Raw genomic sequence first — 24,932 nt, 5'->3', positions numbered from 1 at the left:
GCCTACACCATAAGTCTGCCAACGCTTGAAGACTAGCCGGCAAAAGCGACCTTGTTCGTCCTATGTATAGGACAATCCCTTGGCCTGGCGCTGACGCAGCAGGTGAAACGCGACGAATGCCGCCACCGCAAAGCACGCCTGGATAATGATCATCGGCGCGGCACTGCCATCGCGCAATTGGCTCAACAACACACCGCTGCAGGTCGCACCGAACATCTGCGCAAACCCCATCAAGCCAGCAGCCAAACCCGCGCGATGCGCGTTGGGCATAACCCCGCCCGTGACCGAGCCCGGTAATACTAGGCCGCCACCGAGGGTGACCAGGGCAATCGGGATGTCCAGGCCGAGGACCGACAGGCCGAACAGCGCATAGATGACCAGCGCCGACACCCCGCCAATGGCCACCATTGTCACGCCCATCGCCACAATCCGCTGCGGGCCCAGGCGCATGATGTTGCGTCGGGTGTAGGTGGAACCCACGATCAGCATCGACACGATCAGGCCGAAATTGATGCCGTATTCAAGGCTGCTGAAGCCCAGCAAGTTGATAAACACCGCGGATGAACCGGCGATCACCGCAAACATGGCGCCATAGGTACACGCCAGGGCCACGGCGAATGCGCGGTATTGGCGGCCCTTGAGCAGATCCAGGTATTGACCGCCGAGGGTGCGCCAATGGGCGGCCTTGGGATCGAGGTAGTGGTTGCTCTCACGGAAGAACAGCAAGGCCAACAGCAGCACCACGCTGCCAATCGCCAGCGCCAGGAGGATCGGCGCGTGCCAGCCAAACAATTTAATCAGCAGGCCCCCCACCATCGGGGCCACCACAATGGCGTAGAGCATGCCGATCATGGTCAGCGCCAGGGCCGGGCCGGCTTCGGCCTTCCACACATCACGCACCACCGTGCGCGCCAAAACCAACGCGGCGCAGGCGCCCAGGCCTTGCAGCACGCGGGCGGCGATGAACTGATGAATGTCGTGGACCAGCAACATCGACAAGGTGGCCAGCACATACAGCACCAGGCCGCCGATCAGCACCGGGCGCCGGCCAATGCGGTCCGACAGCGGGCCGAACAGCAGTTGCCCGAGGCCGAAAGCGGCGACAAATGCGGACAGTGACATCAGTGCCGACCCCGTTGGCGCTGCCAATGCCTGTTCGATGGCCCCCAGGCCGGGGATGATCAATTGGGTCGAAACCTCACCCAGTGCCGTCAGGGCCACCAGTAAAAACAACAAGCTGCGCGGTGGGACCGGGGCGTTTGTCATGCGAGGCATCCGGGGGGCTGGATTAATTTATATTTCGACCATAATATGAGCGAAAAATTATGTCCATAATTTTTTGCCCTATGGTTACCCCGGAGCCCGCCATGCACCCTCTCCCCCTGCGTCTTCTCACGCCCCTGGCGCTATTGATCATCCTCAGTGGCTGTAACAGCCAGGCCGACACGGCTGCTGAAGTGCCTCAGCCGCGCCCGGTCCTGGCCGCCAAAGTCGAAGCCGCCGGCACCCAGCAAAGCGCCTATACCGGTGTGGTGGCAGCACGTACCGAAAGCGACTTGGGCTTTCGGGTCAGTGGCAAGGTTATCGAGCGCAAGGTCGATCCGGGCCAGCACGTGTCCCGTGGCGATACCCTGCTGGTGCTGGACATCGGTGACTTCGAACTGGCCCTGCGCTCGGCTAAAAACCGCGTCAACGCCGCCCAGGCGCAACTTCGCCAGCGCCGCGACGATGAAAACCGCTACCAGCGCCTGGCCAGTACCGGTGCGGTATCGCGGCAGATCTTCGACCAATCGGCGACCAACCTGCGCGTCGCTGAAGCGGAACTGGCCGCGGCGCAATCCGACGCCAGCCAGATCGAAAACCGCCGCACCTATTCAGTGCTCAAGGCGGATGGCGACGGCATCATCACCGACGTACGAGCGGACCGAGGACAGGTGGTGGTCGAAGGGCAGATCGTCGCGCGGCTGGCCCATGACGGCGCCCGCGAAGCCATCGTCAACCTGCCGGAAAACAGCCGCGCCCAGGCTTCACAGAAAGCCCTGGCCTCTCCCTTCGGCTCCCCGGACCAGGCGGTGACCGCCACCCTGCGCGAACTGTCCGCCAGCGCAGACCCGGTCACCCGCACCTACCGCGCGCGTTATGTACTGCATGGCGCCGTCGACCGGTTTGCGCTCGGCTCCACCATCACCGTGCGCCTGCAAGGCAACGGGCAGGCGCAGCAAACCCGGGTGCCCATCGGCGCGCTGCAGGATTCGGGACAAGGCACTGGCGTATGGCTGATCGGCGCGGATGACAAGGTCAGCTTCGCGCCGGTGAAAGTCGCCAGTCTTGGCCAGGAAGACGCCCTGCTCGACAGCGGCGTGACGCCCGGCCAGATCATCGTCGCCCTCGGCGCGCACCTGCTGCACAGCGGTGACGCGGTGCGCCTGCTGCCTGCGCAAGTGCTGGCCCTCAACCGCAAACAGGACAACTGAGTATGCGCGGCATCAACCTCTCCGAACTGGCGGTCAAACACCGCGCGGTCACGCTGTTTTTGATCATTGCGATCCTTGCGGCCGGGGTCTTCTCGTTCGGCAAGCTGGGACGCGCCGAAGACCCGTTGTTCACGGTCAAGGTGATGACCATCACCGCCGCCTGGCCCGGCGCGACGGCGCAGGAAATGCAGGAACAGGTGGCCGACCGCCTGGAAAAACGCTTGCAGGAACTGGACTACTACGACCGTGTCGAGACCATCGCCCAACCGGGCTTTGTATCGATGCGCATGACCTATAAGGAATCCGCGCGCCCCAGCGACGTCCCGGACCTGTTCTACCAGACCCGCAAAAAGCTCAGCGATGAAGCGGCGCGATTGCCCAACGGCGTGATCGGGCCGTTCTTCAACGACGAATATTCCGATGTGTACTTCGCGTTGTATGCCCTGGAGGCCGAGCATTTGCCGCATCGGCAACAAGTGCAGATGGCCGAAGAACTGCGCCAGGGCTTCCTTAACCTGCCGGGGGTGAAGAAGGTCAATATCCTCGGCGAGCAAGCGCAGCGCGTGTTTGTCGAGTTTTCCTATGAGCGCCTGGCGACCCTGGGCATCAAGCCGGACCAGATCTTTGCCGCCCTCGCCGCGCAGAACGCGGTAGCGCCCTCGGGCTTTGTCGAGACCGCCGGCGCCCGCGCGTATATTCGTATCGACGGGGCTTTCGACAGCCTGTCGCTGATCGAAAACGTACCGCTGGAAGTCAATGGCCGCGTGTTGCGCATCGCCGATGTGGCCACCGTCAGCCGTGGCTATGAAGACCCGCCCAGCTACCGCATTCGCCACCAGGGCGACCCGGCGTTGATGCTCGGCGTGATCATGGAGAAGCACTGGAACGGCCTGGAACTGGACAAAAGCCTTAAGGCCCAGGAGGCCAAAATCCAGGCCGACCTGCCCTTGGGCGTGAATTTCGCCAAAGTCTCGGACCAGGCAAAAAACATCAGCCTGGCAGTCAATGAATTCATGCTGAAATTCTTCGTCGCCCTGGCGGTGGTGATGCTGATCAGTCTGTTGGCACTGGGCTTTCGGGTGGGCCTGGTGGTGGCGGCAGCGGTGCCGCTGACCTTGTCGGTGGTGTTTGTGATCATGCTGCTCACCGGGCGCGAATTCGACCGCATCACCCTGGGCGCACTGATCATTTCCCTGGGTTTGCTGGTGGATGACGCGATCATCGCCATCGAGATGATGGTGGTGAAGCTTGAGGAAGGCTTCGACCGCATTCATGCCGCTACTTTTGCCTGGAGCTCTACGGCCGCACCGATGCTGACCGGGACGTTGGTCACGATTATTGGCTTCCTGCCGGTGGGTTTTGCGCGCTCGGGTGCCGGGGAATATGCCGGCAATATCTTCTGGATCGTCGGCTTTGCGTTGATTTCGTCCTGGTTGGTGGCGGTGGTGTTCACGCCGTATCTGGGCGTAAAGCTGCTGCCGCAGATCAAACCGGTGCCCGGCGGCCACGACGCGATTTACGCCGGACGCTATTACCAGAAACTACGGGGTTTGGTCGAAGCCTGCGTGCGTCAGCGCTGGCTGGTAACCGGATTGGTGGTGGCCGCGTTTGTGCTGTGCGGGCTGGGCATGGGTGTGGTGAAGAAGCAGTTTTTCCCCAACTCCGACCGTTCCGAGCTGATCCTCGAGGTGTACATGCCGCCCGGCAGTGCCTTCAAAAGCACCGAGGCGGTGGCCGCACAGTTGGAAAAAGCGCTGCTGCAAGAGCCGCAAACCACAATGGTAGATACCTATGTCGGCGGCGGTGCGCCACGCTTTTTCCTGTCGCTGAACCCCGAGTTACCCGATCCGGCGTTTGCCAAACTGATCGTTCAGACCCCGGACTCTCATGCCCGCGACGCATTGAAAGTGCGCATGCGCGAGCGAATTGCCGCCGGTGAGTTTCCCTCGGCGCGGGTCCGCGTGACGCAACTGCTGTTCGGCCCGCCCGTCCCGTTCCCGGTGGTGTTCCGTGTTTCAGGTCCGAATCTGGACGTACTGCGCGGCGTGTCCGAAGACGTGCGCAAGGTCGTCGCAGCTAACAAGATGACCAAGGACGCCTTCCTTGATTGGGGCGAGCGCACCAGCGGCTATCGCCTGGTACTGGATCAGGACCGCCTGCGCCTGCTCGGCTTCACCCCCAACGAGGTCAAATCCCAGCTCAATGCCTTGCTCAGCGGCAACCCCATCACCGAAGTGCGCGAAGGCAACCGCACGGTGTCCGTGGTTGCGCGCGCCCAGGGCAGCCAGCGCGAGAACCTCGGCAACCTCAACAACATGACCCTGACCAACAGCGCCGGCACCTCGGTACCGCTGGCCCAGGTCGGGCATTTCCAGGCGGTGATGGAAGAACCGATCCTAAAGCGCCGCGACCGCGCGACCACCGTGGAAGTACGCGCCGACATCATCGACGGCGTGCAACCGCCCGACGTGGAAATGGCCGTCTACAAAGACCTGCAACCGCTGATCGCGAAATTGCCCGCCGGTTACCAGATCGACATCGGCGGCCCGGTCGAAGAAAGCGCCAAGGCCAACGTCGCCCTGGCTGCGCTGTTCCCGATCATGATTTTGCTGACCCTCACGGTGATCATGTTTCAGGTGCGCTCATTCGGCGTGATGTTCATGGTCTTCGCTACCGCGCCGCTGGGATTGATCGGTGCGGTGCCGACCTTGCTGCTGTTCAACCAGCCGTTCGGGTTCAACGCGATCCTGGGTTTGATCGGGATTGGCGGGATCCTGATGCGTAACACGCTGATTTTTACCGACCAGATCCGTCAGAACCAGGACCACGGCATGCCGATTCGCGAGGCGATCATCGAAGCCACGGTGCGCCGCGCCAGGCCGGTGATTTTGACCGCATTGGCGGCGGCGTTGGCGTTTATTCCGCTGACGTTGTCGGTGTTCTGGTCGTCCCTGGCCTTTGTGCTGATTGGCGGAGTGTTGGTGGGGACGGTGTTGACGCTGTTGTTTTTGCCGGCGCTGTGCAGTTTGGTGCTTGGGCGAGAGAAGACGAAAGCTGTCGAAACTTCCCACATAACCGCCGGATAAGCTCTACTCCCCTCCGCTGAAAAGGTCTGCAAAGTCCCTCGCCTGAATACACAGTGCGAGGGATTGCAGATGGACTTTTCTGTTGTTGGAGCTGTTTCTTGAACCCGGCCATTGGCAGGCTGGCCCTGACGCCAATGGATGTGAAGACGGTCGATGTCGAGGCCGTCTTTCTCGATTTCCGTGAATGCCTGAACACGTTTGATGACTGGGCGGAAAGCTTCTGGAGCTTTTCCGCGCTGGATATCGAGCAGGTGTTCAAGGTTGGGGATGAGGTAGCGTTGGTCGCGCCGATCAACCGTTCTCTTTATCCCAGTACCACCACCGCTACCTGCCAGGCCAACGGCACGTTAACCCTGGTGCACATGTTTCAAAGCACGCGATTCGTGCCCATCGGCAACACGCCGGTGATGCTGCAACGCGTCGATCCCAACGGCGGCCCACTGGGCGAGCCTGTTCACAAGACCATCGGCCCGAGCGGCATTCTCGAAATCAACGAGTGTGAGCGTAACCAGCAGTATCGGGTCAGCTTTTACCCCAATGTTTCCAAGGATCATGTCCGAGCGCTGTATGCGTCTTATCAATCGGTGATTGATGCGTTGGAAGTTCGCCTGCGCAACGAGTGGAAAAGCACTTTCGAAGCCCAGTGGAAAGACTACACAGACGCCAACCCGCTTGATCAACGCAGGATGCTGGAGAAGGCATTTCTTCAGGGAATGGGTAAGGCGCTTTACAGCCTTTGGGACAATTTCACACAACTGTACGACCTGCTGGCGGATATCCGGGCCAACAGTGAGAAGTGGCTGCAATACGTCTCCCAGACCGAACTTGATGAACTGCTGAAACTAGGCAAAGACACCCTGGCCCGTGGTCTGCTGGTGGTCAGCGATGAGCCTCTGATGTTCATCTACCTGTCGGCGATATCCAGTTGGATACGGATGTTGCCGCCACAAGAAATGAACGAAGTGATGGGCGAAATTACCGGCGAGGTGTTGATCACGCTGCTGCTGGTGAGGGTAGCGGGTGCCATGGGTGTCACCGTGCGCCTGGGTACGCAGGTGTTAGGCCATATCAAGTCCGGCCGGGTACGCAAATGGCTGGAGATGTTGGCTGATCAGCTTGTCGGGCCGCGGTTGGAACAGCATGTTGAAGCGGCCAAGCCGCTGTTACTGGGGGGCGCCGGGACGCCGATCAAGGTGATTCCGGATGTGCCGTTGAAGGCTGGGGATCAGGTGGTTTCCAATCCGGTGCCGATGGTTCGGGACAAGGCCCAGCGGACGGTGTTGGTGCGGCAGGAGCCTGTGGACGATGTGCCTGTTGGTTCGAAAAATCCGGCGGGGGATGCGACGGCTTCTGCGGATAAGACCGCGACCAATGGCTGCCCGGTATCGATGGTTACCGGGGAGGAATTGCTGACGCTGACCGATGGTGCGCTCGATGGGATCTTGCCGTTTGAATGGACCCGGTTGTACCGCACCAGTGCGGTGGAAGTGGATTGCGGGTTGGGGTTTGGCTGGAGTCACTCGCTGGCGCATCGACTTAGTGTTTCTGGTGATTCGGTCGTTTGGACGGATCATGAGAATCGCTCGACTACCCTGCCCTTGCCGTCTGTTTCTCGACCCGCGATCACCAACAGCCTGGCCGAAGCGGCGATCTACCTGGGGTCTTTGCCTGATGAGTTAGTGCTGGCTCAAGGGTCACGTTTCTACCATTTCCGCGACGGTGTGCTGACAGCGATCAGCGATGCATATGACAACCGGCTGCGCATTTTCCGTAACTACCTGGGGCAGATCGAGCGGCTGGATAACGGTGTGGGGCGCTCGTTGTTTTTGCGCTATGCGTCGGGCCGCATTGTCGCGGTGGATTACCAGATTGAGCGGGCTGTGGATGACGGTCCGTTTGTCTGGGTGACGGAGCAGAACGTTGTTTCCTACGCCTATGACGCTGCTGGTCGGTTGGTTTCAGCGACTAACGCTGTAGGCGAAAGTGAGGTTTATCGGTACGACGATCAGCACGTCATTCTTGAGCGCGGATTGGCCGGTGGGGCGAGTTTCTTTTGGGAATGGGAACGGTCTGGCAAGGCTGCGCGGTGTGTCCGGCATTGGGCGAGCTTTTCGCAGATGGACACGCGGTATGTCTGGGATGACGACGGGCAGGTCACGGTTCATAACGCCGATGGCAGCCAGGAAGTCTACGTGCATGACCAGCGGGCGCGACTGGTGCAGCGGGTGGATCCGGATGGTGCTGAGCATTTCAAATCCTACGATAACAAAGGCCGGCTGACGGTTGAGCAGGATCCGCTGGGGGCGGTGACGGCGTATCAGTATGACGAAGCTGGGCGCTTGTTGGCGTTGTTTCCGGGGGATGATGAGCCGACTTCCTACGAGCATGAGAATGGGTTCGTACGGGTTGTAAGGCGGGGTCTGGCGGTTTGGAAATATGAGCGCAATGACCAGGGCGACGTAACGCGCAGGACCGATCCAGACGGTAATTCCACGGACTACAGCTACAACAAACAGGGACAACTGACGCAGGTTTGGTATCCCGATCACAGCTGTCAGCGGCTGGTGTGGAATGAGCGTGGGCAGTTGCTGGAAGAGCAATTGCCGAATGGCGGAATCAAGCGCTATCGCTATGACGACCTTGGGCGGAGAACCACCCAAGAAGATGAGCACGGCGCGCTCACACAATTTGAGTGGAACAACGTTGGGCGATTAGTCCAAATCGTCTTGCCGAGCGGTGACACACGCAAATATTCCTACAACGCTTACGGAAAAATCACCTCCGAACGCGATGAACTGGGGCACGTCACCCGTTACGAATATGCCGATGGCTTGCACCTGATCAGCCGCCGCATCAATGCGGATGGCACCCAGGTCAAATACCGTTACGACAACGTGCGGTTGTTGCTGACCGAAATCGAAAACGAAGTCGGTGAAACCTACCGGCTCCAGTACCACAGCAACGGCCTGATCCAACAGGAAACCGGGTTTGACGGCCAGCGCACCGCTTACGTCTATGACCTCAACAGCAACCTGCAAGAAAAGACCGAACACGGCGACGATGGCAGTCAGCTAGTCACCCGCTACGAGCGCGACCATGCCGGTCGACTTGTAAGAAAAACCCTGCCCGACGGCAACATCGTCGATTACGCCTACGACCGCCAAGGCAACCTCCTAAGCGTCGACGACGGCCACTGGGCGCTGGCCTACGAATACGACCCGCAAAACCGCCTCACTGCCGAACACCAGGGCTGGGGCACCTTGCGCTATGGCTACGACGCCTGCGGCCAACTTCAAAAGCTACGCCTGCCCGACAACAACCGCCTCACCTTCAACCACGACAAAGGCGGCCATCTGGCCACTGTCGACTTGAACGGTGAAACCCTCACCTCGCACCTGTTCAAAGCCGGCCAGGAACACCAACGCCAGCAAGGCCAACTGATCAGCCATTACCACTACGACGATCAGCAACGCCTGCACGCCCACGCCGTTACCCAACAGGAACACTACCTTTACCAACGCCAATACGACTACGACAAAGCCGGCAACCTCACGCGCCTGCTCGACACTCGCAAAGGCGAACACCACTACCACTACGATCCCCTCGCCCGCCTGACCCGAGCCGATCACTCCCAAGGCGAGCAGGAACGCTTCGGCCACGACCCGGCCGGCAACCTGCTCATGCAAGACCGCCCCGGCCCGGACATCGTCGCCGGCAACCGCCTGATGATCCAAGGCGACCGCCACTACGACTACGACGCCTTCGGCAATTTGATCCGTGAACGCCGAGGCAAAGGCCAGCAACTCGTCACCGAATACCGCTACGACTGCCAGCACCGCCTGATCGGCCTCACCCAACCCAACGGCCAAACCGCCAGCTACCGCTACGACCCGTTTGGCCGCCGCATCAGCAAAACCGTTGACGGCATAACCACCGAGTTCTTCTGGCAAGGCGACAAACTCATCGCCGAACACCACGCGGATCACCACCGCAGCTACCTCTACGAACCCGACAGCTTTCGCCCACTGGTGCTACTGGAAGGTTTCGGCCCAAAAGAAACCAAGCCCTACCACTATCAACTCGACCACCTCGGCACCCCACAGGAACTCACCGCCCCGGATGGCGAAATCGTCTGGTCCGCGCATTACCGCGCCTACGGCGAAATCACCCGCCTCGACATAGGAAAAGTCGACAACCCGCTGCGCTTCCAAGGCCAGTACTTCGACTCGGAAAGCGGGCTGCACTACAACCGCCACCGCTACTACAATCCGGATATTGGTCGTTACCTGACGCCCGATCCGGTGAAATTGGCGGGTGGGATCAATGCGTACCAGTACGTGCATAACCCTACCGGGTGGGTCGACCCACTAGGACTAGCGTGTACGCCTACGAATTGCCCTCAACAGAGTGCAAAAAAAGAATGGGAATTAAATGCTGGTGTCGATCTAGACTGGCGCAATCAAAATGGCAATGGTCATGAGCAAATGCATAAAGGTTTGGATGAGGCCTTTCGCAGAACAGGTATACCAAAGGATGACTACAGCGTGACAAAGTGGGGAAAGGACAAATACGGAAAATCTTTTCCAACCGAATGGAGGGTTGAGAAAGGCCCAAAGAAAGGCGCAGAAGTGAATATAGATGACCCTACGCTAGTCCCTAGTAAACAAGGTCCGCAGTCACCACATATTGGCTATCAGACTCACGGAAAAAGAATCGATGGAGGAGCAGTAAGAGGGCACATACTGCTCAAAGTGCTTCCAGTTAGCCGCTCAAAAATAGGAGTACGTTGATGAATTATCTGGAAGCAGAAATAGACGAAGCAGTCATTGCGCTGAAAATCGCACACAGGAAGCTAACCGCGGAAGACATCAACAAACTAATAAGCGCTTTAACTAAAAAGTTTTTCAAATTCGAAAACACCCTATTAGATCCTATGGAGTTCAACAACATAAGTAGCGAACACAACCCAAATTTCTGGCGAGAAATAAAGGACCGTATAAAAAAGACAGATCTGACACTAATGGTCTTCGACACTGACTATAGAGCATGGAAAATCAACAACTCGCATGATCTTGCAGATATTTTAGGGGAAACAACCGGTTATCCGTTTTGGGTGACAGATAGCGAGCTAACGTTCTTGATACATTTGGACGACCATAACTGCGTAATCTCGGCATAAAGCCAATAAAGATAGTTATATTTAATGGCGATACCTATCGGTTAGCCAACGAGGTCATGAAGACGCTCTCGAAAAAGCCATCCTCAAATACCAATTAACAGGTAACTCCAATCTTCAAGGCCACACCGCCCTCCTGTGGCGAGCGAGCTTGCTCGCGCTGGGCCGCGAAGCGGCCCCAGTACAGACAATGGGTATTTTCAGTTAAATAGGCATTGGCTGTTTTGGGGCTGCTTCGCAGCCCAGCGCAGGGCAAGCCTGCTCACTACAAGAGAACCTCAATCAGCAGAGATCACCGCTTCGAAAGCTCCATAATCATCCGACTCAACAAATAAACCCGCGGCGCCACGCTCTCCACCTCCGCATACTCCTCCGCCGTATGAATACCCCCCCCGACAATCCCAAACCCATCCAACGTCGGCGTCCCAACCCCAGCCGACAAACTCGCATCCGCCGCCCCACCACTGCCTTCAATCGTCAGCTTCTTGCCCAACTCCCCATAAATCCCCTGGGCAATCGCCACCAACTTGTCCGACTCCGGCGTCTGCGGCATCGGTGGTAAGCCGCGTTGCAGGGTGGTCTTCACTTCCGTGTCCGGGATCAGCTTGTTCGCCGACACCCGCGCCAAGTCCTTCTCGATGCGATCAAACTCTTCCGGCAACGCCGCACGCACGTCAGCCTTGGCGGTAGCTTGGTCAGGAATCACGTTGGTACGGTCGCCCGCCTTGAGCACGGTAAAGTTGATGGTGGTTTTCTTCTCTTCATCGCCCAGCTTGCCCAGTTGCAGGATCTGGTGCGCAACCTCCATGGCAGCGTTGCGGCCCAGTTCCGGGGCGACGCCGGCGTGGGCGGCTTTGCCTTTGACTTCTACCAAGGCAGTGGCGCTGCCTTTGCGCCAGACCACCAGGCCGTCGGCTGGGCGGCCGGGTTCGAGGTTGAGGGTAACGTCGTGGGCCTTGGCGGTTTGGCGAATCAGTTCAGAAGCGGCGTCGGAGCCGGTTTCTTCACTGGCGTCGAGCAGGAAGGTGATTTGTGCGTAGTCCTTGAAGCCTTGGTTCTTGAGGACTTTGAGCGCGTAGATGCCGGCGACGATGCCGCCCTTGTCATCCATTACGCCGGGGCCATAGGCGCGGCCGTCCTTGATGTGGAACGGTCGCTCGGCGGCCGAGCCTTCCTTGAATACGGTGTCCATGTGGGCCATCAGCAGGATCTTGGCTTTGCCGGTGCCCTTGAGCGTGGCAACCACATGACTGTTATTGGCCGCTTTATCCGGTACCAACTCGATGCTGAAGCCCAGTTGTTTCAGTTCATCAACAGCGATGTCGCGCACTTGGGTCAGGCCCGGCTCATAACCCGAACCCGAGTCAATGTTCACCAGGCGTTCCAGCAATTTCAGGGCTTCGGCCTTGTACTGTTCGGACTGCGCCTGGATCTGTTTATGGGGTTCGGCGCTGTAGGCCGGCACGGCGAAGGACAAGGCCAGGGTGGCGGCCAGGAGAGTACGCGGGAAGTTGAAGTGCATGAACCGATCCTTGTTTTTTGTGGGAGGGTGCCGCCACACCCTACCCCACTAGACCGATCGCAACCAACTCCCCTTCGTGGAGCTGACGCGGTTGCGCCCGCTGCTCTTGGCCTCGTACAACGCCTGGTCGGCGTCGTTCAACCAGCTTGTGGAGTCGGCATGGGTCGGCTGATACGGCGCCAGGCCGATGCTCAAACTGGCACGTAAGGTCGGGTCCTGGGCGTAGGCCAGGGCGTTGAAGCGATCGCGCAACGCGTCCATCACTTCGGTGGCGCGGTTAAGCGGCATGTCCGGCAGGATCACGCAGAATTCGTCACCACCGTAACGCCCGGCCAGGTCGGTGGCGCGCAGGTTCTGGCGCAGGACTTTGCTCAATTGGCGCAGGACGATATCACCGGTGACATGGCCGTAGGTGTCGTTGATGGTCTTGAAGTGGTCGATATCGATCAACGCGATGGCGCCGCGTGAGAAACCTCGGCGGCAGCGTTGGAATTCGATTTCAAGGTGATCCTTCCAGGCGCCATGATTGAGCAGGCCGGACAGGCTGTCAGTACGGCTCAGCGCCAAAAGCTCGCGCTTGTGGCGCGCCAGCGTCACCGCCTGGCGATAGCAGATCCAGCCCAATGCCAACGGATACAGCATCAGGATCGGCAGGCAGGCATAGAGTTGGGTTTGGGTCGTCACCGCGATAAAAGCGGGGGCGAATAACAGTAACGAGGTGCCGATGCCGAGCGCCTGCGCCACCCACCCCGCCAGCATGAAGCGGGGACCGCCGATGGCCACGTTGTTCATGGTCATCATCGACAACGTGGTCACGCTGGGCAGTGGATTAAAGTGCATGGCGCCGACCCAGAACCCACCGCAAAACGAATCGAACAGCAGGTGGCGTCGTTCGCTGCGCAGTGCATTGGCGGTGCGTAAGGTCAGTTGAAACGCCAGGTGCGGCCAGACAAACGCGTTGATGACCATCCAGGCCCACACCCACCATGCGGGGTCCAGCGGATACATCCCGAACACCACGCACACAAAGCCTAGCGTCAGCCCGAGGGTACGGGATTTGTACAGCCGTGAAGCAAGCCGAAGCCCGTGTCCTTCTGCAGCTGACATGATGAGATGAAATCCTGAGTGATTGCCTGGAGTCTATCAGGGTACCGGCAAATCGCCACTACCCTTCATAAGCTCAAAACCCTCAGTGGGAAAAGCCTCGCGCCAGCATCAGCGCCACGCCCAGCAGCAATACTGCCGTGACCCGCTGCAACACCACGCGGCGCTTGGGGTTTTCCAACACATGCTTGATGCGCTGGCCGAAGTAGCAATACAGGCAGCCGCTGGCGAATTGCAGCACCAGGAACGTCATGCCAAGGATGGCAATGTCCACCGTCGAACCCTGCCCACCGGTCCCGGCGAACTGCGGGAACACTGCGCTGAACATGATGAGGGTCTTGGGGTTGGAAAACCCGGTCAGCAAACCCTTGCCGAACAGGCTGCGCGAGCCCTCCACAGCGCCGACGCGGTCGATCGACGGGCCGCTGCTGGTCCACTGTTTGTAGGCCAGGTACAGGATGTAGGCCACACCGACAATCTGGATGCCCTGGGTGATGGCAAGGTTGCCCTTGATCAACTCCGAGAAGCCCACGGCGAAGATCAGGATCGATATCAGGTACGACACACTGGCACCGACCTGCGCCGGGATCGAACGGCGCAGGCCGTCGCGCAAGCCCAGGCTCAACAGCAGCAGGGTCATGGGGCCAGGGCTGAACGTCATGGTGGCGCAAAACAGCAGGAAGTAGAGAAACGAAGAGAGGGTTAACGCACTGGTCATGGCCGGGGCCCCGAGGAAGAGAGCCAGCAGTCTAGGCAGTGGGCGTTGCGCAGGGCAGGTAAAGTGAGGCCTAATTCGCCCGAACTTCACCGGTAAAATAACCGGCAAAGACAAGGAATTTGCATGTTCGTATCGGCCATTGCCTTTATAGAGGGCACCTCTAAGGTGCAACAGATTGTGGAGGCGTTCAGCCAGGCCATCGAAAACGGTGAATGGGCGCCCGGCAGCCAGTTACCGTCGGTGCGCGAGCTGACCCAGACCCTGGGCGTGAGCAAATTCACCCTCAACGAAGCCCTCGACCGTCTGCGCGGGCGCAATCTGCTGACCTCCCGTCAAGGTCGTGGCTATTTCGTAGCAATAGACCGCGTGCGCCCGGCCACGGCGAACTGGGTTGATTTACTGCCTCAGGACCTGCTCAGCGTACTGCGCCGCCCGCTTGCCACGGCATATGGCGACCTGCGCCCCGGTGGCGGCCACTTGCCGGAAGCGTGGCTGGACAGCGAAGCCATTCGCCAAACCATGCGCAGCGTGGTGCGTGCGCCCTCGTTGCGCATCGCCGGGCTGGGCACACCGGCCGGGCTATTACAGTTGCGCCAGGCCTTGCAACAGAAACTCCACGGCGAAGGGTTGTCGGTATCGGTGGAGCAGATCATCACCACCCCCAACACCGTGCAAGGCCTGGACATGCTGATGCGCCTGCTGGCGCGCCCCGGCGACACCGTGCTGCTGGATACGCCATGCTACTTCAACTTCCACGCCAACCTGGCCCTGCATGGGGTCAAGGTCGTGACGATCCAGCGCCGCCCCGACGGTTTTGATTTTACTGCACTTGAACAACTGTTGGCCGAACACCGACCCAGCCTGTACCTCACCACCAGCGTGCTGCAGAACCCCACCGGCCACTCCTTCAGCCCTGGCCAAGCGTTTCGCTTGTTGCAACTGACCCAGCACTACCATTGCCATATCGTCGAGGATGATCTCTACGGCGACCTGCACCCCAACCCACCGCCGCGCCTGGCTGCCCTCGCCGGCTTGGACCAAGTCACCTACTTGTCGGGGTTCTCCAAGATCCTCAGCGCCAACGCCCGTGTCAGCTTCGTGGTCGCCGCGCCGCAATTGGCGGCCAACCTGACCAATATGAAGTTGATGAGCGGCGGCGTGACCTCGGAGCTGTTCGAGCAGATCGTGTACCGCATGCTCAGCGAAGGCAGCTACGCCAAGCACCGCAAGCGCATGGTGCAGCGCTTGATGGAGGCCGGTGGGCGGGTCGAGCAATGGCTCAAGCGTTGCGGCTGCGAATTACCCATGGGTTACGAAGGCGGGATGTTTATCTGGGCGCACCTGCCGCCTGGGATCAACGGCGAGCAGCTGGCCCAGGCGGCATTGAAACAAGGCATGGTGCTGGCGCCGGGCGCGCTGTTTGGTTATGACCCGGCGCACCGCGACTTGATGCGCTTCAATGTGGCCCACAGTGACGAGCCACGGGTGCAGCAGGTGTTTGAGGCGCTGCTGGGTAGCGCCCTCTAGCGCAGGCCGATACGTTCGTTGAGCGTTTTTTTGCTTCGTCGTGTATCTCATTATCGCCAGATACACTGCAATACAAAGGGCACAAGGCAGCAGCGGCGCCAATGGCTAGACTGCGCGCACTGAGTATTTAACGAGGGTGGCAGCATGGATCATGTCGATCACATCCTGATTGTCGATGACGACCGGGAGATCCGTGAACTGGTAGGCAACTACCTGAAGAAAAACGGCCTGCGCACCACCGTGGTCGCCGACGGGCGCCAGATGCGCAGCTTCCTCGACACCACCCCGGTGGACTTGATCGTGCTGGATATCATGATGCCGGGCGACGACGGCTTGCAGCTGTGCCGCGAGCTGCGAGTGGGCAAGCACAAGGCCACGCCAGTGCTGATGCTCACCGCGCGCAACGATGAAACCGACCGCATTATCGGCCTGGAAATGGGCGCTGACGATTACCTGGTCAAACCGTTCGCCGCCCGTGAACTGCTGGCACGTATCAACGCGGTACTGCGCCGCACACGGATGTTGCCGCCGAACCTGATCATCAGCGAGACCGGTCGTTTGCTCCGGTTTGGCCGTTGGCGCCTGGACACCACCGCACGCCACCTGCTCGACACGGACGACACCCTGGTGGCCCTGAGTGGCGCCGAATACCGCCTGTTGCGGGTGTTCCTCGACCACCCCCAACGCGTGCTCAACCGCGACCAGTTGCTCAACCTGACCCAGGGCCGCGACGCCGACCTGTACGACCGCTCCATCGACCTGCTGGTGAGCCGCCTGCGCCAGCGCCTGCTGGATGACGCCCGCGAACCGGCCTATATCAAGACGGTGCGCAGCGAGGGCTATGTGTTCTCGCTGCCGGTGAAAATCCTCGGGGCCGATCAATGAGCTTCAAGCTTGGCTGGCCCCGCACCCTGGCGTCGCAGTTGTCGCTGATCTTCTTGATCAGCCTGGTCTGCGCCCATGGCCTGTCTTTCAGTGCGCAGTTCTACGAGCGCTACATCAGCGCGCGCACCGCCATGTTGGGCAACCTGGAAAACGATGTGTCCACCTCGGTGGCGATCCTCGACCGTCTGCCCGCCAACGAGCGCGCCAGCTGGCTACCGCGTCTCGACCGGCAGAATTACCGCTACCTGCTCGACGACGGCGAAACCGGTGAGCCGATGAGCAGCAACGCTGTGCCCATGGCCGCCACCTCGATTGCTGATGCATTGGGTGAACGCTACGCGCTGACCTTGCGCGACATCCCCGGCCTGCAAAAACACTTCCAGGCGCACCTGACCCTGGCGGATGGCAGCCCGATCACCATCGACGTGCGCCCCGCGATGGTCCCCGTCGCCTACTGGTTGCCGGTGGTACTGGTGCTGCAACTGGCACTGCTGCTCGGCTGTACCTGGTTTGCCGTGCGCCTGGCCATCCGCCCGCTGACGCGCCTGGCCCGCGCGGTGGAAACCCTGGACCCCAACGCACATCCCACGCTGCTCGACGAGAATGGCCCGACCGAAGTCGCGCATGCCGCCGCCGCGTTCAATGAAATGCAAAAACGTATCGCCGAATACCTCAAGGAACGTATGCAGATCCTGGCGGCCATTTCCCATGACCTGCAAACCCCGATCACCCGCATGAAACTGCGCGCCGAATTCATGGACGACTCCGCCGACCGCGACAAACTCTGGGGCGACCTGAGCGAGATGGAACACCTGGTACGCGAAGGCGTGGCCTATGCGCGCAGCGTCCACGGTGCGACCGAAGCCAGCCACCGCATCAACCTCGACGCGTTCCTCGACAGCCTGGTGTTCGACTACCAAGACATGCACAAACACGTCAGCCTCAGCGGCAAAAGCGCGGTGGTCCTCGACACCCGCCCCCACGCTCTGCGGCGTGTGCTGGTGAACCTGGTGGACAACGCCCTGAAATTCGCCGGCTCCGCGCAACTGGAAGTGGGCTCGATGGCCAACGGGGAATTGTCGATCAAGGTCTTGGATAACGGCCCCGGCATTGCCGAGGACGAACTGGTGCAGGTGATGCAGCCGTTCTACCGCATCGAAAGCTCGCGCAACCGTGGCACCGGCGGCACCGGCCTGGGGCTGGCGATTGCCCAGCAACTGGTGGTGGCGATTGGTGGCTCGCTGACCTTGAGTAACCGCCCGGAAGGCGGATTGTGCGCGCAGATCAAGATCAGTGTGTGAGGTTGAGTCGGGCTCCCTAAGCCTTACTCAGTCCGAATGTATAAGCTGGCTTGCCGGCGATGCAGAAGCCCGGGTTCATCAGGCACACCGGGGCGATGCCTTCGCAGGCAAGCCAGCGTCCACAGGGAAACGCGTACGCCTCATCGATCAGGTCGGCTGGCAGGCCTGCGACATTCACTGCCCTCTTGCGCGTTGACCATCGTAACCACACACCATATAGTGTGCCCACAAACAGAACAGACCACTACATAGTGTGCAGTATCGGTATTTATCGACCACACTATGCGCAGTATTTCAATGCCTGAAGCCTGCAATTTACTTATTTTTTGGCGGCTCCAAGGGCCGTCAAACCCGATCTGAAAGGAATATTTCGATGCTGAGTTGGGATGAAGTCGATAACGAAGACACCGGTGCAGCGGTGATCAAGGGCGCCAACGCCGGCCACGCCACCGAAGCCAACATGGACCGCCTCGACGGTGCCGGCGCTGCCGCCGCCCTTGAAGCCCGCGCCGTCACCGCCAGTGACTCCGCCGCCATAGTCCGCGCCAAGGCCGCCCTCGACAAACTCGACGTCGCCGAAGGCCTCGCCGAACTCGAAGGCGCCTCCGCCCGCGTCGCCGTTGACGAAAAACGCATGATCAACTGCCGCGCCGACCTCAACCAACTCGTGCCGTTCAAGTACGACTGGGCCTGGCAGAAATACCTCGACGGCTGCGCCAACCACTGGATGCCGCAAGAGGTCAACATGACCGCCGACATCGCCGTGTGGAAAGACCCCGAAGGCCTGACCGACGACGAACGCCGCATCGTCATGCGCAACCTCGGCTTCTTCTCCACCGCCGACTCGCTGGTCGCGAACAACCTGGTCCTGGCCGTGTACCGCCTGATCACCAACCCGGAGTGCCGCCAGTACATCCTGCGCCAGGCCTTCGAAGAGGCGATCCACACCCACGCCTACCAGTACTGCATCGAATCGCTGGCCATGGATGAAGGCGAGATCTTCAACATGTACCACGAGATTCCATCGGTCGCGAAAAAGGCCGCCTGGGGTTTGAAGTACACCCGCTCGATCTCCGATCCGAAGTTCGAAACCGGCACCGTTGAGACTGACAAAGAATTGCTGCGCAACCTGGTCGCCTATTACTGCGTCCTCGAAGGCATCTTCTTCTATTGCGGCTTCACCCAGATCCTGTCCATGGGCCGTCGCAACAAAATGACCGGCGTGGCTGAGCAGTTCCAGTACATCCTGCGCGATGAGTCGATGCACCTGAACTTCGGTATCGATGTGATCAACCAGATCAAAATCGAAAACCCACATTTGTGGGATGCCGAGATGAAGGAAGAAGCGACCCAGATGATTCTGCAAGGGACGCAGTTGGAGATCGAATACGCTCGCGACACCATGCCGCGCGGGGTGTTGGGCATGAACGCGGCGATGATGGAGGACTACCTCAAGTTCATCGCGAACCGTCGTTTGTCGCAGATTGGGTTGAAGGAAGAGTATCCAGGGACGACGAACCCGTTCCCTTGGATGAGCGAGATCATGGACTTGAAGAAAGAGAAGAATTTCTTTGAGACGCGGGTTATTGAGTATCAGACTGGCGGCGCGTTGAGCTGGGATTGATTCTAGGACGCAGGGTGCAAGTAAGATCGAGGTCTGCGATCGAAGGATTCAAGTAGAAGAGACCAGAAACAAGAAACCCATAGCAACCGTTCATGCGGCTGCTATGGGTCTTGACCGTACAAGTGAACGAAGCCCACCTACACGGGCCGCGATTGGGGAGAACCACAATCACGAAAGCATTTGAGGAAATGCGGGGCGTGATTATGGCGGACCTTCAAGCGGTGTCAACGGCTGATCGTCGGAGACAAGATTCTGTAAGACATCTTGGATTCCAAAATTAACCCTACGAGCAGGCAAATTATTTGCCTGATCTCAGACATCAGTTTTGAAGAGGTTATTAGCCATGTCTAAAAAAAATCAACATGTAGTCCCCCACGGGAACGACTGGGCCGTAAAAGGTGCAGGAAACTCAAAAGCCACGAAGGTTGTTAGTACTCAAGCGGAAGCCATTAAGCTCGCTCGTGAAATCGCAATAAACCAGGAGAGCGAAATGTTCATCCATGGACAGAATGGCCAGATTCGCGAACGCAATACTTACGGAGATGATCCATTTCCACCAAACGGCTGAGTGCAATATCTCAAGGGTATATTTCCGGCGAGCGTAGAAACTAGGCTTTGCCCCATGGACCGCCCTAAAGCGGCCCATGGGAGACCTTAGTTGGAAACCTGCTCCAAAAAAATCAGTTGCAACGGCTCGCTGAGCAGATCATCCGTCGTGGCGGCAAAGCGCTGGAAGTACGGCGTCGCAAAATGCGCATCAAGGGCCGCTTGGTCCTTGAACGCCTCACGCATGTAGAACGTGCCGGGCTCATCGCGACGTTCGAACAACACGTAATCCAGATTGCCCGGCTCGGCCCGAGTAGGTTCGATCAGGGTCAACAAACCTGCCTTGAGAGCCTCCTGCTTGCCGGGTTTGGCCTTGAGTACAGCGAGGGACACCAAAGGTTTTTGCATGGTAGTGGCTCCGGTTGTAGAACGTAATGGGGGCTGGCTTGAACAGCCTGCGATCAATAGCGCACACAGCCACACGGTCAGTGTTTTCACAGGAAGCCCTCGAGCACGATCTTGCCCCGGGCCTTGCCGCTTTCGACCAGGGCATGGGCTCGGCGCATATTTTCGGCATTGATGGCGCCGAAATGCTCGCCCAGGGTGGTTTGCAGGATGCCCTGGTCGATCAACTGAGCGATGCGATTGAGCAGGTGGTGCTGATTGATCATGTCCGGGGTTTCGAACAGCGAGCGCGTGAACATCAGCTCCCAGTGCAGGGATAAGGACTTGAGCTTGAGTGGCATCACATCCAGGCTGCGCGGATCATCGATCACCCCCAGGCGACCCTGTGGGCGCAGCACTTCGACCAACTGCGCCAGGTGCTCCTCGGTATGCGTCAGGCTGGCCACATGACTGACCTCTGCAATGCCGAGCGCCTGCAGTTGGGCAAGCATCGGCTGACGATGGTCGATCACATGGTCGGCGCCCATGCGTTTGACCCAGGCGGCGGTTTCCGGGCGCGAGGCGGTGCCGATGACGGTCATGCCGGTCAGTTTACGGGCCAATTGCACCAGCATCGAACCCACTCCGCCGGCGGCGCCGACAATCAGCAGTACATCGCCGTCGCCGCCATCCTCGGTAACGCCAAGCCGATCAAAAAGCAATTCCCAGGCGGTGATCGAAGTCAACGGCAACGCCGCCGCGTCGGCCGCACTCAGCGACTGCGGGCGATGCCCGACAATACGCTCGTCTACCACTTGCAGTTCGCTGTAACTGCCTGCCCGGGTCAGGGAACCGGCGTAGTAAACCTTGTCGCCCGCCTTGAACAACGTGACGTCAACGCCGACTTCACGCACCGTTCCGGCCGCGTCCCAACCCAGAATCTTCGGTTCTTTGGCGAAGGTACCGGCGCGCACTTTGGTGTCCACGGGGTTGACCGCAACGGCCTCGACTTCCACCAGCAAATCCTTGGGGCCAGGTGTGGGTGCGGCGATGTTCACATCTTGCAGGGAGCGCGGATCGTCGATGGGCCGACCGTGCTCGGTAAAGGTGATGGCTTTCATGGCAACTCATTGATGATGGGGTTGCGTGCATCTTTACCGTTCCCACTTCAAAGAAAAATAGACACAATGCAGCAACACTTTCACTGCTGGAGTGAAAATGATCCGCATCGATGATCTGGCGCTGTTTATGCGCAGCGCCGCCCTGGGCAGTTTCACCGCGGCGGCGGTCGAAGCCGACTTGCTGCCGGGGCAAGTAGCGGCGGCCATCAAGCGGCTGGAGCGCGAGCTGGAGGTGCGCCTGTTTACACGCACCACGCGCAGCCTGCGCCTGAGCGCGGAAGGCGAGCAGTATTTGCCCACCGCACGCTCCGTACTCGAGCAACTGGAGCAAGGGCGGCAACACCTGCGCGGTGACCATGCGCCCCTGCGCGGTACGCTGCAGATCGCGGCACCGTCGGACCTGGGGCGTAACGTCCTGTTGCCGTGGCTCACGGAATTTCGGCGCATGCACCCAGCGCTGAACCTGCGGTTTTTTCTCTCCGACCAAGTGAGCAACCTGTTCCGTGACCCAGTGGACGTGGCGATTCGTTACGGACTCAACGAGGACGCCAACTACATCGCCCTGCCCTTGGCACCCCAGAACCGCCGCGTGCTGGTGGCCTCTGCGGACTACGTGGCGCGACAGGGAGCGCCCGTTGAACCGGACGACCTGGCCCACCACGCATGCCTGCTTTATCTGCAAAATGGTCGGATCCATGATCGCTGGCAATTGGGCACACAGACCGTGAAAGTCTCGGGGCCACTGTTCAGCGATGACGCCGACGTGGTCCGGCGCTGGGCGCTGGACGGAGAAGGTATCGCCTACAAGTGCAGGCTGGATGTAAGTACGGATGTGAAAGCCGGCCGCCTCGTCGTACTGATGCCCGACCACCCTGGGGATGTGTACCCCTTGAGTTTCGCCTGCCCTCACCGTGGACAAATGTCACGCGCTGTCACTCAGTTGCATCAGTGGCTGAGCAACCGGTTCAACGCCTTGAACCCTCCTGTTCCGGAATAAACAACAGTCTTTATTTATGCCCAATCAAACCATCAAGACACCCTGCGTCGGCCTATGCTCCACCGTTTACGGGGACCTGGTGTGCCGGGGCTGCAAGCGTTATCACCACGAAGTGATCCAGTGGAACGGCTACAACGCCGACGAGAAACAGGCCGTGTGGCTGCGCCTGGAGCAATTGCTGGTGCAGGTGATGGCCAGCAAACTGGAAGTGTTTGATGCGCACCTGCTGCGCCAGCAGCTTGAAAATCGCAAGATCCGCTTTATGCCGCACCAGTCGCCGTATTGCTGGGCGTACCAGCTGATAGCCCGGGGTGCGCGGGTGATTTCCAAGTTGGATGCGTATGGGCTGGCGCTGTTGCCAGAGTTTCGTGAGCGCCATTTGGCGGACCTGCGCGACGCGATTGATCGGGAGTTTTTCCTGCTGTCCGAAGCGCATTACGAACGGTATATCGCGCCGGGGTTTATTCGGGACGTGTTTGGTTCACCCTTGATCGCTGCCTTCTAACGACGCAATTGTGTTTAAAATGCCGCCCGCTCAACGACCGACGTTTAACGATGAACCCAGACGCACTCACCACCCTGCACACTCACTTGCTCACCGCCCTGGCCAGCCCACCGGCTGAAACCCGGCGCCTGTTCCACGGCCGTGGTCGCTGCTGGCCGGGCCTAGAGCAATTGACGGTGGACTGGCTAGAAGGCGTGCTGCTGGTGTCGTTGTTCAAGGAGCCTGAGGCAGAACACCTGCACGCCCTGAAACAGCTGCTGCAGACGCAGTTCGGTGCCTACACCGTCGCCCTGCAACACCGGTACCTGCCGCAAAGCACCACCGAATGGCTGGCAGGCAACCCTGTCGATGAGCTGACCATCACCGAAGGCGGGCTGCGTTACCTGATCGACCTGGGTAAAAAACAGAACAGCGGGCTGTTCCTCGACATGCGCTACGGGCGTAACTGGGTGCGCGAACAGGCCAAGGGCCAGCGCGTGCTCAACCTGTTTGCCTATACCTGTGGGTTTTCCGTGGCCGCCATCGAAGGTGGCGCCGAGCATGTGGTGAACCTCGACATGGCACGTGGCGCCCTGAGCCGTGGCCGCGACAACCATCGCCTGAACGGTCATGAACTGAGCAAGGTCAGCTTTTTGGGCCATGACCTGTTCAAGTCCTGGGCCAAGGTCACTAACAGCGGCCCGTATGACCTGGTGATCATCGACCCGCCGTCGTTCCAGAAAGGTAGTTTCCTGCTGACCAAGGACTACCAGCGCGTATTGCGGCGCCTGCCGGACTTGCTGACCCCACAGGGCACCGTGTTGGCGTGCATGAACGACCCGGCCTTCGGCGAGGACTTCCTGATCGACGGTGTGACACAAGAGGCACCCGGGTTACGATTCGTGGAACGGCTGCAAAACCCGCCGGAATTTCCTGATATTGACGCGCAAAGCGGCTTAAAGGCCTTGGTGTTTCGCCAGGGCTGATGCCGAAACGTCTTACGCTTGCTACGCTAAGTGATACACCGGGTTGGTGAACCTTCTGACCTCCTTCCCGGTCGATACCTGCATTCCCCGGCCAGACTCGACAGCGTCACGTTGTCGGCTGCCCCGTTTCACCTTTTGGAGAACCGCCCGTGATATCGACCCTGCATGTAGCCAGACTCAAAGCCTGGGGCGCCCACGGCTTTACCGCCACCGGTGTGGTATTGGCCTTCCTGGCCACCCTGGCGCTGCTGGAAAACTCACCCAAGGCTTGCCTGCTGTGGCTCGGCCTGGCGCTGGTGGTGGACGGCGTCGACGGTTCATTGGCGCGACGGGTCAACGTGAGCACCGTCTTGCCGAGTTTCGACGGCTCGGTGCTGGACCTGGTGATTGATTACCTGACGTATGTGTTTATTCCGGCGCTGTTTATCTACCGTTATATCGACCTGCCGGAGTTTACCCACCTGTTTACGGTGTCGGTGATCCTGGTCTCGTCGCTGTTCTGCTTCTGCAACGTGAACATGAAGAGCAAGGACAACTACTTCGTCGGCTTCCCCGCCGCGTGGAACGTGGTTGCACTGTGTGTCTATATCATCCAGCCGGAAGCCTGGGTCACCTTGCTCACAGTGATTGGCCTGGCGCTGCTGACCGTAACGCCAATGAAGTTCTTGCACCCGTTCCGGGTTAAACGATTCATGCCGATCAATATCGCGGTGACCACGATTTGGTTGCTGTGCAGCTTTTTGATGGTGGTGGATTATCCGAACACCAACCCGTGGACGTTTGGGTTGTGGTCGGTGATGTCGGCGTATTTCCTGGGGATTTGTGTCTGGCGCACCGCCCTGGAGTGGATCGAGGCACGCCGCTAGTCAAGCGGGCACGGTTTAAAATGTGGGAGCTGGCTTGCCTGCGATAGCGGTGAGTCAGCCCCAGATACGTCAACTGACACACTGCCATCGCAGGCAAGCCAGCTCCCACATTTGGATCTGCGTACATCCGG

Annotated in this window: 19 protein-coding genes; 13 read left to right on the top strand and 6 right to left on the bottom strand. The window is 59.6% G+C overall.

The annotated features are described in order from the left end of the window. Nucleotides 1-60 precede the first annotated feature (60 nt). On the bottom strand, nt 61-1,266 hold the full coding sequence (locus tag HU722_RS13840) for a multidrug effflux MFS transporter (RefSeq protein ID WP_065889451.1): 1,206 nt from the start codon (nt 1,264-1,266) through the stop codon (nt 61-63). A gap of 101 nt (nt 1,267-1,367) precedes the next feature. Between HU722_RS13840 and HU722_RS13835 the strand changes: the two genes are divergently transcribed. The 4 genes from HU722_RS13835 to HU722_RS13820 all read left to right on the top strand — a co-directional run bounded on the left by HU722_RS13835 (nt 1,368) and on the right by HU722_RS13820 (nt 10,739). After that, nucleotides 1,368-2,474, top strand: coding sequence for an efflux RND transporter periplasmic adaptor subunit (locus tag HU722_RS13835; protein ID WP_065889449.1), 1,107 nt, complete (start codon nt 1,368-1,370; stop codon nt 2,472-2,474). A gap of 2 nt (nt 2,475-2,476) precedes the next feature. Continuing rightward, complete coding sequence (locus HU722_RS13830; RefSeq protein ID WP_065873236.1) at nt 2,477-5,560, top strand: efflux RND transporter permease subunit; 3,084 nt, start codon at nt 2,477-2,479, stop codon at nt 5,558-5,560. Nucleotides 5,561-5,694: 134 nt separating this feature from the next. Next, on the top strand, nt 5,695-10,350 hold the full coding sequence (locus HU722_RS13825) for an RHS repeat-associated core domain-containing protein (RefSeq protein ID WP_225930699.1): 4,656 nt from the start codon (nt 5,695-5,697) through the stop codon (nt 10,348-10,350). Continuing rightward, the gene (locus tag HU722_RS13820) at nt 10,350-10,739 is read left to right on the top strand and encodes a hypothetical protein (RefSeq protein ID WP_065890848.1); all 390 of its coding nucleotides are present in this window, start codon (nt 10,350-10,352) and stop codon (nt 10,737-10,739) included. The genes HU722_RS13825 and HU722_RS13820 overlap by 1 nt, the downstream gene beginning before the upstream one ends. A gap of 289 nt (nt 10,740-11,028) precedes the next feature. On the opposite strand, the gene HU722_RS13815 is transcribed toward HU722_RS13820, so the two are convergent. The 3 genes from HU722_RS13815 to HU722_RS13805 all read right to left on the bottom strand — a co-directional run bounded on the left by HU722_RS13815 (nt 11,029) and on the right by HU722_RS13805 (nt 14,080). Beyond that, on the bottom strand, nt 11,029-12,258 hold the full coding sequence (locus tag HU722_RS13815) for a M20/M25/M40 family metallo-hydrolase (protein ID WP_065890847.1): 1,230 nt from the start codon (nt 12,256-12,258) through the stop codon (nt 11,029-11,031). Nucleotides 12,259-12,306: 48 nt separating this feature from the next. Beyond that, nucleotides 12,307-13,365 carry a diguanylate cyclase gene (locus HU722_RS13810; protein WP_186755091.1) on the bottom strand — a complete coding sequence of 353 codons (1,059 nt, stop codon included), beginning with the start codon at nt 13,363-13,365 and terminating at the stop codon, nt 12,307-12,309. Between the two features lie 82 nt (nt 13,366-13,447). Further along, entirely contained in the window at nt 13,448-14,080 is a 633-nt protein-coding gene (locus HU722_RS13805) for a LysE family translocator (protein WP_065890845.1), read from the bottom strand. A 123-nt stretch (nt 14,081-14,203) separates the two neighbouring features. Between HU722_RS13805 and HU722_RS13800 the strand changes: the two genes are divergently transcribed. The 5 genes from HU722_RS13800 to HU722_RS13780 all read left to right on the top strand — a co-directional run bounded on the left by HU722_RS13800 (nt 14,204) and on the right by HU722_RS13780 (nt 19,985). Beyond that, on the top strand, nt 14,204-15,607 hold the full coding sequence (locus HU722_RS13800; protein WP_065890844.1) for an aminotransferase-like domain-containing protein: 1,404 nt from the start codon (nt 14,204-14,206) through the stop codon (nt 15,605-15,607). Nucleotides 15,608-15,751: 144 nt separating this feature from the next. Further along, complete coding sequence (locus tag HU722_RS13795) at nt 15,752-16,492, top strand: response regulator (protein ID WP_065876405.1); 741 nt, start codon at nt 15,752-15,754, stop codon at nt 16,490-16,492. Continuing rightward, nucleotides 16,489-17,793 (top strand): ATP-binding protein, encoded by a 1,305-nt coding sequence (locus tag HU722_RS13790; protein ID WP_065876406.1) that lies wholly within the window; start codon nt 16,489-16,491, stop codon nt 17,791-17,793. The genes HU722_RS13795 and HU722_RS13790 overlap by 4 nt, the downstream gene beginning before the upstream one ends. A gap of 373 nt (nt 17,794-18,166) precedes the next feature. Beyond that, nucleotides 18,167-19,417: a ribonucleotide-diphosphate reductase subunit beta gene (locus tag HU722_RS13785; RefSeq protein ID WP_186755093.1), complete on the top strand. Its 1,251-nt coding sequence runs from the start codon at nt 18,167-18,169 to the stop codon at nt 19,415-19,417. Between the two features lie 343 nt (nt 19,418-19,760). Then, nucleotides 19,761-19,985: a DUF2188 domain-containing protein gene (locus HU722_RS13780; RefSeq protein WP_083207212.1), complete on the top strand. Its 225-nt coding sequence runs from the start codon at nt 19,761-19,763 to the stop codon at nt 19,983-19,985. 86 nt (nt 19,986-20,071) lie between these two features. Here the strand turns inward: HU722_RS13780 and HU722_RS13775 are convergent, their stop codons facing one another. Then, nucleotides 20,072-20,371 (bottom strand): putative quinol monooxygenase, encoded by a 300-nt coding sequence (locus HU722_RS13775; RefSeq protein ID WP_065889768.1) that lies wholly within the window; start codon nt 20,369-20,371, stop codon nt 20,072-20,074. A gap of 86 nt (nt 20,372-20,457) precedes the next feature. Further along, nucleotides 20,458-21,468 (bottom strand): zinc-binding alcohol dehydrogenase family protein, encoded by a 1,011-nt coding sequence (locus HU722_RS13770; protein ID WP_065889766.1) that lies wholly within the window; start codon nt 21,466-21,468, stop codon nt 20,458-20,460. Nucleotides 21,469-21,565: 97 nt separating this feature from the next. Between HU722_RS13770 and HU722_RS13765 the strand changes: the two genes are divergently transcribed. The 4 genes from HU722_RS13765 (at nt 21,566) to pcsA (ending at nt 24,801) form a co-directional block, all read left to right on the top strand. Then, complete coding sequence (locus tag HU722_RS13765; protein ID WP_065889763.1) at nt 21,566-22,465, top strand: LysR family transcriptional regulator; 900 nt, start codon at nt 21,566-21,568, stop codon at nt 22,463-22,465. Nucleotides 22,466-22,481: 16 nt separating this feature from the next. Next, entirely contained in the window at nt 22,482-22,970 is a 489-nt protein-coding gene (locus tag HU722_RS13760; RefSeq protein ID WP_049708560.1) for a DUF1289 domain-containing protein, read from the top strand. A gap of 50 nt (nt 22,971-23,020) precedes the next feature. Beyond that, nucleotides 23,021-23,935: a class I SAM-dependent methyltransferase gene (locus tag HU722_RS13755; RefSeq protein ID WP_065889762.1), complete on the top strand. Its 915-nt coding sequence runs from the start codon at nt 23,021-23,023 to the stop codon at nt 23,933-23,935. A 149-nt stretch (nt 23,936-24,084) separates the two neighbouring features. Next, nucleotides 24,085-24,801 carry a phosphatidylcholine synthase gene (gene pcsA / locus HU722_RS13750; RefSeq protein WP_049708562.1) on the top strand — a complete coding sequence of 239 codons (717 nt, stop codon included), beginning with the start codon at nt 24,085-24,087 and terminating at the stop codon, nt 24,799-24,801. Nucleotides 24,802-24,932: the final 131 nt, after the last annotated feature.

It is taken from the genome of Pseudomonas tritici (genome assembly GCF_014268275.3).
In the GTDB taxonomy this organism is placed as follows: domain Bacteria; phylum Pseudomonadota; class Gammaproteobacteria; order Pseudomonadales; family Pseudomonadaceae; genus Aquipseudomonas; species Aquipseudomonas tritici.
Note: the sequence above shows the minus strand (reverse complement) of the source record. Positions and strands in the feature narration are given on the sequence as shown.